11 protein-coding genes are annotated in these 14,972 nt (G+C 46.6%); 4 read left to right on the plus strand and 7 right to left on the minus strand.

Going from position 1 to position 14,972, the window contains the following annotated elements:
* Position 1: 1 nt before the first annotated feature.
* Together FK220_RS09370 and FK220_RS09375 are read right to left on the minus strand one after the other, a co-directional pair.
* On the minus strand, positions 2-718 hold the full coding sequence (locus tag FK220_RS09370; protein ID WP_152574048.1) for a gluconate 2-dehydrogenase subunit 3 family protein: 717 nt from the start codon (positions 716-718) through the stop codon (positions 2-4).
* Between the two features lie 3 nt (positions 719-721).
* Entirely contained in the window at positions 722-2,443 is a 1,722-nt protein-coding gene (locus FK220_RS09375; RefSeq protein ID WP_152574049.1) for a GMC family oxidoreductase, read from the minus strand.
* A 194-nt stretch (positions 2,444-2,637) separates the two neighbouring features.
* Here FK220_RS09375 and FK220_RS09380 point away from each other — a divergent pair, with 194 nt between their 5' ends.
* On the plus strand, positions 2,638-3,924 hold the full coding sequence (locus FK220_RS09380) for an enolase C-terminal domain-like protein (RefSeq protein ID WP_152574050.1): 1,287 nt from the start codon (positions 2,638-2,640) through the stop codon (positions 3,922-3,924).
* Positions 3,925-3,984: 60 nt separating this feature from the next.
* Here FK220_RS09380 and FK220_RS09385 read toward each other — a convergent pair whose 3' ends face one another.
* The 3 genes from FK220_RS09385 to FK220_RS09395 form a co-directional block, all read right to left on the minus strand.
* A complete protein-coding gene (locus FK220_RS09385; RefSeq protein ID WP_152574051.1) occupies positions 3,985-4,743 on the minus strand; it encodes a phytanoyl-CoA dioxygenase family protein in 759 nt (252 codons plus the stop codon).
* 107 nt (positions 4,744-4,850) lie between these two features.
* On the minus strand, positions 4,851-5,702 hold the full coding sequence (locus FK220_RS09390; protein ID WP_152574052.1) for a helix-turn-helix domain-containing protein: 852 nt from the start codon (positions 5,700-5,702) through the stop codon (positions 4,851-4,853).
* A gap of 9 nt (positions 5,703-5,711) precedes the next feature.
* Positions 5,712-6,590: a helix-turn-helix domain-containing protein gene (locus FK220_RS09395; RefSeq protein WP_152574053.1), complete on the minus strand. Its 879-nt coding sequence runs from the start codon at positions 6,588-6,590 to the stop codon at positions 5,712-5,714.
* A gap of 190 nt (positions 6,591-6,780) precedes the next feature.
* Here FK220_RS09395 and FK220_RS09400 point away from each other — a divergent pair, with 190 nt between their 5' ends.
* Positions 6,781-8,604, plus strand: a complete 1,824-nt coding sequence (locus FK220_RS09400) for a sodium:solute symporter family protein (protein WP_152574054.1) — start codon at positions 6,781-6,783, stop codon at positions 8,602-8,604.
* Positions 8,605-8,627: 23 nt separating this feature from the next.
* Positions 8,628-9,803, plus strand: coding sequence for a glycoside hydrolase family 130 protein (locus tag FK220_RS09405; protein ID WP_152574055.1), 1,176 nt, complete (start codon positions 8,628-8,630; stop codon positions 9,801-9,803).
* A 125-nt stretch (positions 9,804-9,928) separates the two neighbouring features.
* Here the strand turns inward: FK220_RS09405 and FK220_RS09410 are convergent, their stop codons facing one another.
* Together FK220_RS09410 and FK220_RS09415 are read right to left on the minus strand one after the other, a co-directional pair.
* Positions 9,929-12,049, minus strand: coding sequence for a thioredoxin domain-containing protein (locus FK220_RS09410; protein WP_152574056.1), 2,121 nt, complete (start codon positions 12,047-12,049; stop codon positions 9,929-9,931).
* 66 nt (positions 12,050-12,115) lie between these two features.
* Positions 12,116-13,495 carry a sialate O-acetylesterase gene (locus tag FK220_RS09415; protein WP_152574057.1) on the minus strand — a complete coding sequence of 460 codons (1,380 nt, stop codon included), beginning with the start codon at positions 13,493-13,495 and terminating at the stop codon, positions 12,116-12,118.
* A 103-nt stretch (positions 13,496-13,598) separates the two neighbouring features.
* Here FK220_RS09415 and FK220_RS09420 point away from each other — a divergent pair, with 103 nt between their 5' ends.
* Positions 13,599-14,963, plus strand: a complete 1,365-nt coding sequence (locus FK220_RS09420) for a Gfo/Idh/MocA family protein (RefSeq protein WP_152574058.1) — start codon at positions 13,599-13,601, stop codon at positions 14,961-14,963.
* The last annotated feature ends 9 nt before the right edge of the window (positions 14,964-14,972 follow it).

Below are 14,972 nucleotides of genomic sequence, written 5' to 3' on the forward strand. Positions count from 1 at the left end.
CTCAGGTCAAAAGGTTGCCCTTCTCGTCCCATTCGGCAATGACTGCACGTTGGCTCTGATCGACGCATTTGGCCACCCATTCCGGGTCGTAGGACATTCCGTGTTTGGCCAGTACGTCTTCGGGTACCCCGTCCCAAACATTGGGCATATTGCCTTTATATCCCAAATCCCCAATGCCGACCTTAGAGGTGTAATAGCCAGTTACGGTGAGCCCTCGCATCAAAAAGAAAAACTGAATTTCAAGAGGCTGTTCTTCCAAGGGAATCTCCGGGTCGTGAAATGCGATTGGGTCCAAAATTGCTTTTTGTTGTTCCAAAGTGGCATTTTTGAACTCCACGCCATATTCCGTGTTGCTCTTATGGTCGAGCCACATGAGTCCGCCTAGAAGGGTAGTTTGCATTTCGGGAATATCCTTGCCCATAAATTCTATAAATGCAGGGACATCCGCCTCAATTGGGCCTCCATGGGGTTCCTTGGGTGGAAGTATGACCGTGCTCAATACGGCGATGGTTTCCATCTCGTGTTCGTTGAACAATTGTTCGGCGTCGAGCTTTTCGATAAGCTCCAGTTCTTCCGGGGTTCTGCCAAAATACTTTGTATCCTCCGCCGCGGGAATGTCTTGTGTTATTTTCTCGCCCTCGGTCTTACAACCATGGAAAGCCAAAGCGGAAGCGCCGGCACCTAGGATAATCGTTTGTATACTCTTTCTTCTGTCCATCTCCTAAATGTTTTGCTGTTTTAGTTGTTCGATGATATAATCCGATGCCCTCCATGACAAAGCCAAAATAGTCCATGTACAATTTTTATCCGCTTGGGAGACAAACGGACCGGCATCAACGATGAATACATTATCCGCGTCGTGTAACTGCTGGAATTTGTTGGTGACAGAGGTTTTTGGGTCGTCGCCCATTCGTGTGGTACCTACTTCGTGGATGATTCGCCCAGGGGCCAACAGACCATAATCCTGCTCCTTGGTCGGCGTATCACCCAAGGGTGTGCCACCCATGTTGTGAATCAGTTCCTCAAAGGTTTCCTGCATATGCTTGGCTTGTTTTTTCTCGAGGTCGGACCACTTGTAGTTAAACTTCAAAACAGGGATACCGAATTGATCAACGGTAGTAGGATCGATCTCGCAGTAATTTTCCTTCCTCGCGATACCTTCTCCCCTGCCCCCGAAACCAATGACGGAACCATAGTATTTTTTAACATCGTCCCGTAGACTGTCGCCATACCCTCCCACTGGAAGATTAAAGAATTTATTGAATTCGTTCGGACTGAAGCCAAAACCGTAATTCGGCATTCCCATGCCGCCCCACACCTCAATATGATAACCCCTGGGAAAATCCAGTTTGGAGTTATCGCCCCACCAAGGTGAATACACGTGCATGCCACCAACACCATCCTCATTGTAGGAGACATCCCGATTCATTAAGCCAGGAATAAAACCGGCACGACTGCTGCCGGTAGAGTCATGAAGATATTTCCCTACCACATCGCTACTATTACCTAGACCGTTCGGATGTTGTTTACTTTTTGAATTCAATAAAATACGGGCCGAGCTGCAGGCCGATGCCGCCAGCACCACTACTTTTCCTTTCAGCTTGTATTCCTTTCGGTCTTCCTTACTTATATAGGAAACCCCTGTAGCCTTTCCCTCCTCGTTCGTGGTTACCTCCCTCACTACGGAATTCACGAAAATCTTGACCCGTCCCCCGTTTTTTTGCGCCGGGAAAATGAGGCAACTTCCCGCGGAGAAATCGGCATATACCGAACAGGAACGTCCACATTGTCCGCAGTAGAAGCAAACACCCCTATCGTTGTTGATTTTTTTGGTCAGCATCGACATGCGACTGGGTATCACCGGAATACCTGTCTTTTTAGCTCCTTCGATGTAGAATAACTCGTGTAATCTCGGTTTGGGGGGTGGCAGGAAGAATCCGTCCGGGTCGTTTTCAAGCCCCTCATTGGTCCCGAATACCCCGATCAACTTGTCCACTTTATCATAATAGGGTTTTACATCATCATAACCAATGGGCCAGTCCTCACCATACCCATCACGGGTTTTTCCCTTAAAATCCTTTGGGCCAAAACGGAGCGAGATCCGCCCCCAGTGGTTGGTGCGTCCCCCTAGCATGTGGGAACGGAACCAATCGAATTTTGTACCCTCTTCATGGGTGTAGGGCTCGCCTTCTATCTCCCATCCACCATAGGCCATGTCCCATTCGCCAAAGGCACGGGTTGTGTTCGCTCCCCTTCTGGGAGATTCATAGGGCCATTTCAATTGGGTCATGGTCTTCGGGTCTGCGGGATCGAAAAACGGTCCGGCTTCGACTACTGCAACATTCAGGCCTGCATCTGCCAATTGTTTCGTAGCCATACCGCCACCGGCCCCCGAGCCTACAATTATTACATCGTACACCTCCGATGATTCTTTTATTTGCATATTTTTTGTTTGATCGGTTAATGAGGATAAGATACATTTTTTAAGCGATTCCACCATCGCGCTGAGGGCTTCTTGTCACTTTTTGATAAGAATGTATCCTAAAATAATAATTAAATATGTAATTTATTCCTCATCGAAGGGGCGTTTGCCGGACATCAAAGCCAAAATGTTCCCTACAATCACTTATCGTTATCATGCATAGAAGACACTTCCTCAATCGACTTGCCTTTGCTTCCGCCGCAACCGGTGTGGTTACCCACAGTGCTTTTGCCACTGAATTATTAAAGGAACCCTTGAAAATCAAGGACTTGGAAATCTGGAAGTTTGATGGTTCACGACCCCCCTCGGAAGGTTTTATAGGATGGATCAATTCGAATCCCTCCCAAATTTATGGTGCAAGCGATGCAGTGCCCTTAACGAAGGCAAAAGAACCACGCGGTGACAAGATTCCCTATTCAGCCCTGTATCTGGTGGTCAAAACCAATACCTCCATGACGGGCGTTTACGGCCCCATCGATTGGGAAGCGGCCCTAGTAGTACACCATCAGCTAAAGCGGCAGCTCATCGGCCAATACGCTTTGGACATCGAGTTTATCTGGGATCGATTGTATCGATCGAACCGTCATTCCCGCTCGGGTCATTACATGATGGGCTTGAGTGCAGTGGACAACGCCCTGTGGGACTTACGTGGCAAATTCTTGAAAACACCCGTCTATCAGCTCATCGGCGGAGCAGCTAGAAAACAGGTGCCCGTCTACGGCAGTTGCTTGGGCTTTTCGGTCGATCCGGAGTTGGTAGCGGAGCGTTGTAAAAAACTGGACGGACAAGGATTCACCCATCAAAAGTGGTTCTTTTCCTTCGGGCCGGTGCATGGAAGAAAGGGTCTGGAGTACAATGTACTTCTGGCAAAAACCCTCCGTGAAACCTTGGGCAACGAATCGGATTTTATGTTTGATGCGTATATGGGATGGAATCCGGATTATGCATTATCCTGGGCACGCAGGGCGGAGGTTTACGAACCCTTTTGGCTCGAGGAAGCCTTTCAACCAGCTGAATCGAAGAGCTTCGCCGACCTCCGAAAAAAAACCAGTATTCCCATCGCAGCAGGCGAGCATCTATACAATCGATGGGAGGTTGCGGACTATCTACGGGCAGATGCACTTTCGTTTGTACAGGTAGACCCGGAATGGGGCGGTGGTATCTCTGAACTTTTAAAAATCTGCTCGTTGGCCTCGGCTTTCAACGTACGGGTGGTACCACACGGACACAACCTGCATGCAGCCCTGCATGTAGTGGCAAGCCAATCGCCCGATGTTTGCCCGATGGGGGAATACTTGTTGAACAAAATGGATCACTATTATATGTTCGAACGGGATTCGCTAGTTCCCATCAATGGAAGAATCACCCTTGCGGACCGACCAGGGTTCGGGATTGAGTTCGATGACTCCAAAATTGATAAAAGGGAACGGCTATTCTCCTGAATCGACCAACTATTTGATGCGATCGCAGTTCATTTCCGGTTAGTTTTCCCGGCTTCCGTCTTAATGATATAATAAGGGGTTGTTTCCTGCGTTACCACCACGGCAGTGATAGATTTTATGGGTCTTGTTGCCCGGGTGTTCCCTATTCAAGACCAAATCGGTGCTAAAATAGCGCATGGTGTAGCCGGTTCTTCGATACTCACTGGTATTGGCATTGGCACCATGGATGATACGGGAATCGTGTAGGGAATAATTGCCTTGCTCCAGTTCGAACCACACCACCTCTTCCTCCTTGACCTCGGTCTTTATTTCGGTATCGAAGGTTGCGGCGTTTCCGTCGATGGCTGCATATTCCGAGAATCCGTTTTTATGGGTACCAGGTATCACGCCCATACAGCCGTTTTCCTTAAACGAGGGATCGATGGCCAGCCAGACGGTCGTTACCTTATCAAAACTATCGAAACGGCCTTTCCAGTAAGCGCTGTCTTCATGCCATGGGGTGCGTTTGCCCACCTTGGGCTCCTTGCAAATGAAATGACTACTCCATAATCCGATGTTCGGTCCTATCAAGCCCTCAACTACGTCGAGCACCTCATCGGCCATTAAAAAATCGAACAGGCGATTGTCTTTAAAATGGGGCACATCGAGCTGATCGGCCCCCAACTCCCCCTTATTTTCCAAATGCTCTTCAAAAATCCCATACAATCGGTCAAAATCTTTTGGATTGAACAAGGGGCGTCCGGTCAAGAGATAACCGTTGTCCACATAAAATTTTTTTTCGACGGTCGACAAGCCATTTTTGTTTTGAATACGCGCCATGATATCGTTTTAGAAATTAATTCACCACAAAGTTCGTCTTAATATCCGCTACTAAAAATGAAAAAACTGGTGTATATGGCACATTTATAGGTCTATATGGATGCGGTTTAGAATGCAATGGTATTCTTCTTTCGAAACTCGTTTGGACTAAACCCAAACTCCGCTTTGAAAAGCTTATGAAAATAATTGACATCCTTGTAGCCCAGTTCGTAGGCAATTCTCTTAATTCCCTTGTTCGTAGTGGCCAATCGCTCTTTTGCTTCCAGCAGACGGAGGTGATTGACACACTGGGTAACATTCTGTCCGTAGTACTTTCGAAGGCTCCGATTCACATGAGCCCTGGAACGTTTGCACAAATGCAGGAATGCCTCCACGCCACCTTTGTACAGCCCTTCCGGATAACCCGACTTAAACTGTTGCAGCGCGTATGCCAACCAATGGGGGACTCCCTGGTCGGAAACTTTGGAGAAATGCAGCAATTTAAACACATTCATCAAGAGTTGGTCCAAATAAAAAAGACTTCTCGACGCTTCCAATACGACATCGGCACGATGGGAAAGGGATCGCAGCTGATCGGGAGTCAACCACAATGGGGGAAGGTTTTCCGCCATTGACCAGAAAAAGACCTCCTCGCCGTTAAAATAGCGTTTTTTGAACAGTGCCACATCCCTCGGATAAAAAGCGAGGTTGTACAGTATCAATTGCTCTTTGGGTGATTCAAAGTCAAAGGTGTGGCAATCATGGGGTCTCATAAATACCAAGGTACCTTCTTTCAATGTATACTGTTTGCCGTTTAAAAGATGTGTTCCCGTACCGTTGGCCACCCAAAAGACTTCAAAATAATCGTGATAGTGGTATTCGAGCGGCGTATCTTTCGACAGGAGGTTTTTTGATAGATGAAACTGTTCGGAAGGTCCTAAAAATGTCTGTAGATCAAAAAGGGTCGCTGTACGTCTCATGGTATCGGTCTACAATACCCTTTTGATGCCCGAAAAATCTTCCCGATAGCGGGTGGGGGTTCGCCCTTTGCTTTTTTTGAACACCCGGTTGAAATTGGCGATACTATTGAATCCGCACATAAATGCAATCTCGGAAATGCTCAAATCTTTTTCTATAAGCCAGCGTGAGGCATACCCGATTCGCACATCGTTTAAATACTCCACAAACGTCTTTCCCGTTCTCTTTTTGATGAATCGATTGAATGACACATTACTCATATTCAATAAGTTAGATACTTCACCTAACGTAATTTTCGAAGCATAGTTCTCCTGTACATATTCATAAAGCACTTTTATCTTTTCGCTGTTCTCGAAGTTTTCCAGATGGATGGTGGAGGTAGAAAGCAGCCGTTGATTCCGTGAATTGGCCAAGTCAAAGAGTATGGATAGCAATTCCATAAAATAATCGATACCATCCAATTTGGAAATTTTAAATAGCCTTGGTTGCATCTGTAGGGCCGCTTCCTCTGAAAAAAGAATACCATGAACGGATCGGTTGAAGAGATCCCTTAAGGGCTTCATGATACTTCTTCTCAGAAATGCATCGTCGAATAGATCTTCATGGAACTGAATGGTTACTTCCCTGATGCCCTTGTTCGTACATTTATGCTGCTCCCATCCGTGATAAAGACTAGGCCCCACCAATACTAGTTCCACGTTGGTGATTTCTTCGATACTATCGCCCACGATACGCTGAACCCCTTCTCCGTTTACGATGAAATTCAACTCCATCTCGGGATGAAAGTGAATTGGAAAATCAAAAAAGTCCTTGGTTCGGTCAAAAACCAAAAAACAGTCTTCACTCGACAATGGGGTGATTTCCCGATGTATTTTTTTTAGTATATCCATCTATGGCAGGTTCCTTTTGCTTTTTTTTGCATCCGTTTTGACAAAATATAGTCATCGCAATATTAACAAATTTTTTAGATTTGAACAATATTTTAGTACTATTGCCCTGCTAAACTTATTAATTTCTAAATTCGTCCCTTGTATAATTGAAAAATTCTAAATCTTCTAAAACCAAACCAGACAAAATCGTATGCTTCAAGCCGTAGACATTGCCATCATTTTGGCCTATTTGATATCTACAGTAGTCATTGGCCTAGTACTCCGGAAGAGAGCACAGCGAAGCAAGGACGATTATCTTCTTGGAGGCAAATCACTCCCTTGGTATATGCTTGGACTCTCCAATGCCTCCGGTATGTTCGATATCTCGGGAACCATGTGGTTGGTGACCATCACTTTCGTATATGGGTTAAAGAGTATTTGGATTCCGTGGCTTTGGCCGGTTTTCAACCAGGTTTTTTTAATGGTATACCTTTCCGCATGGTTGCGACGAAGCAACGTAACTACCGGTGCGGAATGGATCTTCTTCCGTTTTGGGGAAGGTAAGGGGGGCAAATGGTCGCATACGGTCGTGGTCGTCTTTGCCATTGTGAGCTGTCTCGGTTTTCTGGCTTACGGGTTTATCGGTTTAGGAAAGTTCGTAGAGATATTCCTGCCTTGGGAAATCGTAGGTGTCTATATTCCCTTCGAGGTCGCTCCAGAATATGTTCCTCATTTGTACGGCACTGTTTTCACCTGTTTTGCCGTTTTTTACTCTGTTTTAGGGGGAATGTCGGGGATTGTATGGACCGATCTCTTACAGTTTACCATCATGACGGTATCGGCCATAGCCATTGCTTTCATCGCTTGGTCGGCAATGGGGGAAAATAGCCTAACACTTCCCGAAGGCTGGATGGACCCCTTCTTTGGCTGGAATCTCGATATCGACTGGACCGGTATTATTACCGAGGTCAACGATAAAATTGCATCGGATGGCTTCTCCCTTTTCGGAATTTTCTTTATGCTCTGTGTTTTTAAAGGCATTCTTTCCAGTATTGCGGGGCCGGCACCCAATTATGACATGCAAAAAATACTTTCAACCAAATCCCCCAAAGAAGCTGCCAAGATGAGTGGTTTCGTATCCTTGGCCCTAATGCCCGCAAGATATCTAATGATCGGTGGGTTTGCCGTTTTGGGACTTTTATTCTACGAGCAGTTAGATCTTCAAAGGGCCGGACAGATTGATTTTGAACAGATTCTTCCTTCCGCCATTAGTCAATTTGTACCCGTGGGGCTCATGGGACTTCTTCTCGCCGGGCTTTTGGCGGCCTTCATGTCGACCTTTGCAGGCACTTTGAATGCAGCACAGGCTTATTTGGTAAACGATATTTATCTGAGATACAAGAAAGATGCCGCACCAAAACAGGTGAACCTCATGAACTATACGAGCGGTATTGTCGTCGTTATCGTAAGCATTGTCCTAGGATTCTTTGTTGAGGATGTCAATTCGATTACGCAATGGATTGTGTCTGCCTTATGGGGAGGGTACATCGTATCGAACATCTTGAAATGGCATTGGTGGCGCTTTAATGGGGAAGGCTATTTCTGGGGGATGCTCTCCGGATTGATTCCCGCCATATTGTTTCCGTTGGTCTTCCAGGAAACTTTGGAGCTCTATCTCTTCCCCCTTTTACTACTCATAACCACGGTTGGATGCATTTTGGGAACCTACACTGCAGGCCCGACCGATGAGCGAAAATTGATGGACTTTTATAAAAGAACGCGCCCCTGGGGTTTTTGGAAACCTATTCGGGACAAGGTCGTGGCCGAAGACCCCAATTTCAAGGAAAACAAAAGCCTAAAAAGAGATATGTTCAACATTTTTATTGGTACCGCTGCACAGACCCTTTTGGTAATCATACCCCTATATCTAGTGTTAAGGGAATACACTTCCCTATGGATTTGTTTGGGCATTTTTGCCGTTTGTGCCGTACTCCTTAAAAAATTCTGGTGGAACACCTTGGATGAACAATTATAATGTGCCAAACTCGACCAAGCATTATGACTACTGAAAAAATCAAGAATTACGACAAAATCGTCGCTGAACACAACAGGCTCTTGGAACGCCATAACCCCCCTACCGATTTTACAAACGGTATCTACCAACGCTATACCTACCCGATTATTACGGCGGCGCATATTCCTATTCATTGGCGGTACGACCTGAATCCGGAAACCAATCCCTATGGGTTGGAACGTATCGGAGTGAATGCGGCCTTTAATGCAGGTGCCATTAAATGGAATGGCAAGTATGTACTGGCCGTTCGAACCGAAGGTTGGGACAGGAAATCGTATTTCGCCTTCGCGGAAAGCGATAACGGTATCGATAATTTCAAGTTTTGGGACACTCCTCTTTTGGTGCCCCAGACCAGTGAGCCCGATGTCAACGCCTATGATATGCGCCTGACCCTGCATGAAGATGGCTATGTCTATGGCATCTTCTGTACGGAAAGAAAAGACCCAAATTCACCAAAAGATGATACGTCGGCCGCCATCGCGAATGCCGGCATCATCCGCTCCAAGGATATGAAACAATGGGAACGACTTCCGGATCTTATTTCGGCATCGAAGCAACAGCGAAATGTGACCATACACCCCGAATTTGTCGATGGGAAATATGCCCTATACACACGCCCTCAGGATGGTTTTATCGAGACCGGTTCGGGCGGGGGTATCGGATTGGGATTTGTAGATGACATGGCCCATCCCGAAGTGAAAAACGAGGTTATCCTAAATCCAAAGACCTACCATACCGTGTATGAACTTAAAAATGGACAAGGCCCCTCTCCTATACGAACTCCCGAAGGATGGTTACATTTGGCCCATGGGGTTCGCAATACCGCAGCGGGCTATCGCTACGTATTGTATATGTTTATGACCGCTTTGGATGATATAACGAAGGTAATACACCAACCTGGAGGTTATTTTATGGCCCCGACCGATGAAGAAATGATCGGTGATGTAGGAAATGTGCTTTTCAGCAACGGATGGATCGCCGACGATAACGGGAAGGTATTTATCTACTATGCCTCCTCCGATACCCGTATGCATGTAGCTACATCCAGCATCCCGGTACTCTTGGATTACTGCAAGAATACACCACAGGATAAGCTATATTCCAATGGCTCGGTTCAAAGTGTCATCGATTTAATCGAAAGGAATAAGGGATATTATTGAGAAGCACATCTTTTTAGTTGATTTATTTGAATAGTTTGGCAACGCCCTTGAATCCCCCGTCGAGGGTGTTGTTATTTTATCCAGTTACATTTTATATCCATACTTTCCTTTCCTTGTTGGGACCATCAGAAATTCCGTATCTGCCCAATCGCCTTTTCCGCAGTATCAACGGGAAGCTTACAGCTCGTATCCTGGCAGACGAAAATGTAGGTGCCCTCTTCTGCATACCGTCCCTTAAACAACGGAAGCTCACTTTCCACGGTAGTAGCTACCACCAAGGTGTTCGGAAGATGGGTCTTGTTCAGTTGAGCCACCAACTCACCTGCATCCCGACCTACTACGGCAACTTCGTAAAAAGGAGCGGTGTGATGCATGAGTAGTTTTGCCCATCGCGCATAACTGGGAGCGCCTTCGGTAATTGACTCGGTCATTGATGCTAACATCCCTTTCGAAGCATCGACCATATCTGTATCGTACAGGATATGTCCCAGTCGAAAGAGGTTGTGCGCCATTACGGCATTGGGTGACGGCAAGACACCGTCGTCGGTCTTAATAATTTTGGCAATTAAATCATCATCGCTGTTATATCGAAACATTCCGGACGGGTCTCCGAACTTTTCCATTACCTCTTGGGTCAAAAGTTCGGCAAAGTCCAAATACGACCTATCGTAAACCGCGGTGTATAACTGCAGACTCGCATCGATTAGGAAGGCATAATCCTCCAAAAAGCCTTCCCTCATTTTGCTTCCTTCTTTATAGGAATGCACCAATGCACCGTCTTTGTAATTATTCTTTTTTAAAAACGTAAAGACGTTCTTTGCTTTCTCCAGATGTTCGGGTTGTCCAAACGCTTTATACGCATCGACAAACGCATTGATCAAGAGGGCATTCCAAGAGGTGATTATTTTATCGTCGCTATTGGGGCGCACCCTTTTATTTCGAACTTCCAACAGTTTTTTCTTCCACTCTTTTTTGGCCTCTCCCAACGCTTCGATGCTCAAATCGTGCTCCCTTGCAAAGGCCTTATCACTAGTGGATCTATGAAGCACAAAGTTTCCATCTTCCCAAACGGTATCGGGCCTGATTGTATAATAGGCGGCAAAAAGTTCGTAGGTCGCTCCCAATACCGATTTTAGCTCGGCATCGTCCCACAGGTAGAACTTCCCTTCCTCCCCTTCGCTATCGGCATCGATTGCCGCTTGATAGCCACCGTCCTTATCTTTCATCTCACGTTCCAAAAAAGCGATTGTCTCCAACACCAATTCCTTGTAGGCCGGTTCCTTAAAAACCGCGTACGCTTCAGAGAACAGGCTAATTGCCTGTGCATTGTCATAGAGCATTTTTTCAAAATGTGGTACCTTCCATTGGGCATCGGTGCTATATCGGTACAGCCCTCCCCCTATGTGATCGTAAATACCCCCATTGACTATCTTATCCAAGGTGTTCTTTACATGGGCCTTGGCTGCATCATCATCGGACAAAATGGCGTAGTCCAATAAAAAATCGAGGTTGGATGGAAGCATGAACTTCTGTGGACCTCGGTCCCCTCCTTGTTCGAAATCCCAAAAGGAACGCCAATTGGCTACGCTTTTCCGCAAGACTTCGGTCGTCAACGTTTCAAATCCCGATGTCGGCTGTACCAAATTGGCCTGAGCGATTCCTTCGGCCACCATATCGGAGTATTCCGCTGCCTTGGCCGGGTCATTGTGATAGAGCTCATTGATTTTTGTCAATACCTGTGTCCATTGATCCTTGGTATGGTAGGTGCCCCCATAAAGGGGCTTTCCGTTGGGTAGCGTTATGACATTCAGCGGCCAGCCACCCGTACCGTTCATCAGTTGTAATGCCGTCATATAGACTTGGTCGATATCGGGTCGTTCTTCCCGATCTACTTTGATATTGATAAAGTTTTGGTTCATGATTTTGGCCACTTCCTCGTCCTCAAAAGTCTCCTCCTCCATCACATGGCACCAATGACAGGAAGAATAACCGATGCTCACCAGCACCAGTTTGTTCTCTTTCTCGGCCTCTTGCAACGCGGCCTCGCTCCAAGGCCTCCAATCTACGGGATTATGGGCATGTTGTAATAGATAGGGACTGGTCTCTTCGGCGAGGGCATTGGTATATTGATGGCGGACCCCTTGTTTCTCCCCTTTTTGCTTGACGTCTTTCTCCTGACAGGACATCAGCACAACTAAAAACGATAAAACCAATAATTTCCTGCTTCGAAAACGTATGGGATGCATAGCACTCTTTTATAGCGCGAAAATACAAATTTACGGGGCAAGCGCGGTGTTCGGCATCGTATTATCTTAATCGCTCGTAAAACTTGAAGCTGGTAGCCCGGCCCCATTGAACAATTTGGCCAGGGCCGTATTGCTCCACGCAAAACGCACGTGTTTAGGGTCGGCTACCTGATCGGAAGAAACGATGACCCGATCTGCTTGAATGGTTGCTTTTGCAGGGTGGAATTTTCCATCACTGCCGGCCAATTCGAATTGGGTGATTTCCTTGCCTCTACTTGTCAGCCCGGTCGCATGGTCAAAAAAGACAGTGACTTTTGATCCATTTGTTTTCATTTCCCTGAACAATGGTCCGAACACCTCCGTATCCATCCGATTATAGCGCTGTTTTAAAGCAATATTGGCCAGCCGTATCCCTACATCTTGCTTGTTTTGAGGATGGATATCATCAATAGTACAAATATCACTCGTTACTACCATTCCGGTATTCGGGAGCTCCATCGCCCTACGCTGCTCATCGCGTACTCGAACTCCCTCCTCGGGGTTTCCATAGTTGTAGGGAGCAATCTGAACGTAATAAAATGGAAAATCATAGCCCCAGGCCTGTCGCCAAGAACCGATCATAGTGGTAAAGAGATTGCGGTAGTTCCCCGCATTGGCGGTATTTGACTCCCCCTGATACCAAAGCGTTCCTGCTATTTTGAAGAAAGTCAAAGGTGCAATCATGCCGTTGTAGAGGGTTGATGGCTCCACGGTCACCCATTGATTCGGACGTATTTTTTTGGCGGATTCCCTTAAATCGGGATGTGTCTCAAAAACCTTGCCCGGGGTCCATACTTCCGCACAGGAAGCCCCCCAGGAGGCATCGATCAGTCCGATGGGGATATTCATTTCATCTTGCAGCCGTCTGGCAAAGAAATAGGCGACCGCACTAAAATCGGGCATGCTCCTCGGCGTACAAATATCCCAATAGCCAGACACGTTATCCTGTGGGTGTTCGGCGGTTCTTTTGGTTACGCTAAAAAATCGAATCGTTGGGTGATCGGCATTTTTGATTTCGATTGCCGCGTTGTCAATACCACTATGGGCACTCCATTCCATATTCGACTGACCTGAACAAAGCCAAACCTCCCCGATAAGGATATTCTTGAGTGAAATCTCGTTCGATGCCCCCGTAAAACCCATCTCAAAGGGGCCTCCCGCATCAGGGGTGTTCACAATCAAATGCCACTTTGCGTCGGTTGCGGTTTTTAGGTCGTACTCCTTTCCATCCCAACCGGTCATTATGGTTAATTCCTCTCCCGGAGCTCCCCAACCCCAAAGCGTAACCTCCGCATTCCGTTGCAAAACCATGTTACTGGAAAAGATAGTGGGTAGTTCGATTTTAGCAAATAGGAATTGGAAGCTACATGCGGTCAACGACAATATCAAGAGCAGTCGATATTTCATAGATACATTTTCAAAAGTTACCTTTAAATATAATGATTTCACCCATACGCCGGGCAATTCGGTTTTTTCAATATCTTTAGGGGATACTGATAATACCCGACCAATGGAAAACAAAAATTTCTACATCAATAGACGGCGTTTTTTAAAGGGCACCACTGCTGCCACGGTACTCTCTTGCTTTGGTGCCTACGGAATGGATTTGATGCACCAAAAAAAACCCTTACGCGTGGGACTCATTGGTACAGGATGGTATGGCAAGAGCGATTTGTTCCGTTTGATACAAGTTGCAAATGTAGAGGTCATATCCTTGTGTGATGTCGATCGACACCAACTTGAAAAAGCTGGAAAATTGGTCGGCGAGAGACAACGATCCCGTAAGGTACCTAGGTTGTATACGGACTACAACAAAATGTTGGCCGAAAGGGATCTGGATATCGTACTGATAGGGACCCCCGACCATTGGCACGCTCTTCAGGGCATCGCCGCCATGAAATCCGGAGCCCACGTATACTTGCAGAAACCCATTAGTGTCGATGTGCTGGAAGGGGAAGCATTGGTGGCTGCAGCAAAAAAATATGATCGGGTCGTGCAAGTAGGCACGCAACGCAAAAGCACCCCACACCTGATCGAAGCCAAAAAGAATATCGTAGATAAAGGATTGTTGGGCAAAGTATCGCATGTTGAAATGTGCTGCTACTATCATATGCGCGATAAGGGCAATCGTCCGGTTGTGGAAGTTCCGGATTTTTTTGATTATGATGAATGGACAGGTCCCGCACCCTTACGGGAGTTCGATGGGATTCCACACCGAAGGTGGCGCGCTTTTATGGAATATGGCAACGGTATTGTAGGGGACATGTGTGTACACATGTTGGATACGGTTCGATGGATACTAGATCTCGGATGGCCCAAACGTGTCAGTTCTACCGGCGGCATTTTCGTTCAAAAAGAGGCAAAGGCAAACATCACCGATACGCAGACCGCTATTTTTGAGTTTGATGAACTCGATTGTGTCTGGAACCATCGCAGTTGGGGCACGCCTGCCGATCCAGCATATCCCTGGGCGTTCAAATTGTACGGCGATAAGGGTACCCTTTCGGGAAGCGTTATGCAATACGACTTTATCCCAGAGGGTGATGGGGAGAAAATACATAAAAATGTTATTTACGAGCGGGAAAAATATCCCGAGGACGTCACCGAAAAGGACATTGAATTGCATGCCGCTCCTGCCACGCGATTGCATATGCTCGATTTTCTAAAAGCCATCGACCAAGGAAGCCTTCCCGTTGCCCATATCGAACAAGGACATATTTCTACAGCCAGTTGCATCTTGGCCAATATGGCGATGGATTTGAAACGTCCTCTTTCCTATAATCCGGAGGAAAAAATTGTTCGAAACGACCCCGAAGCTACCCAACTATTGCAACGGTCCTATCGCGAGGGCTGGGAGCACCCTGGAGCTGTATGATTCTAATGG

It is taken from the genome of Pelagihabitans pacificus (genome assembly GCF_009371985.2).
In the GTDB taxonomy this organism is placed as follows: domain Bacteria; phylum Bacteroidota; class Bacteroidia; order Flavobacteriales; family Flavobacteriaceae; genus Pelagihabitans; species Pelagihabitans pacificus.

What these genes read in the sequence shown, in the direction of transcription:
- FK220_RS09370 (WP_152574048.1), bottom strand. Translation starts at nt 718, where the DNA reads ATGGACAGAAGAAAGAGTATACAAACGATTATCCTAGGTGCCGGCGCT.
- FK220_RS09375 (WP_152574049.1), bottom strand. Translation starts at nt 2,443, where the DNA reads ATGCAAATAAAAGAATCATCGGAGGTGTACGATGTAATAATTGTAGGC.
- FK220_RS09380 (WP_152574050.1), top strand. Translation starts at nt 2,638, where the DNA reads ATGCATAGAAGACACTTCCTCAATCGACTTGCCTTTGCTTCCGCCGCA.
- FK220_RS09385 (WP_152574051.1), bottom strand. Translation starts at nt 4,743, where the DNA reads ATGGCGCGTATTCAAAACAAAAATGGCTTGTCGACCGTCGAAAAAAAA.
- FK220_RS09390 (WP_152574052.1), bottom strand. Translation starts at nt 5,702, where the DNA reads ATGAGACGTACAGCGACCCTTTTTGATCTACAGACATTTTTAGGACCT.
- FK220_RS09395 (WP_152574053.1), bottom strand. Translation starts at nt 6,590, where the DNA reads ATGGATATACTAAAAAAAATACATCGGGAAATCACCCCATTGTCGAGT.
- FK220_RS09400 (WP_152574054.1), top strand. Translation starts at nt 6,781, where the DNA reads ATGCTTCAAGCCGTAGACATTGCCATCATTTTGGCCTATTTGATATCT.
- FK220_RS09405 (WP_152574055.1), top strand. Translation starts at nt 8,628, where the DNA reads ATGACTACTGAAAAAATCAAGAATTACGACAAAATCGTCGCTGAACAC.
- FK220_RS09410 (WP_152574056.1), bottom strand. Translation starts at nt 12,049, where the DNA reads ATGCATCCCATACGTTTTCGAAGCAGGAAATTATTGGTTTTATCGTTT.
- FK220_RS09415 (WP_152574057.1), bottom strand. Translation starts at nt 13,495, where the DNA reads ATGAAATATCGACTGCTCTTGATATTGTCGTTGACCGCATGTAGCTTC.
- FK220_RS09420 (WP_152574058.1), top strand. Translation starts at nt 13,599, where the DNA reads ATGGAAAACAAAAATTTCTACATCAATAGACGGCGTTTTTTAAAGGGC.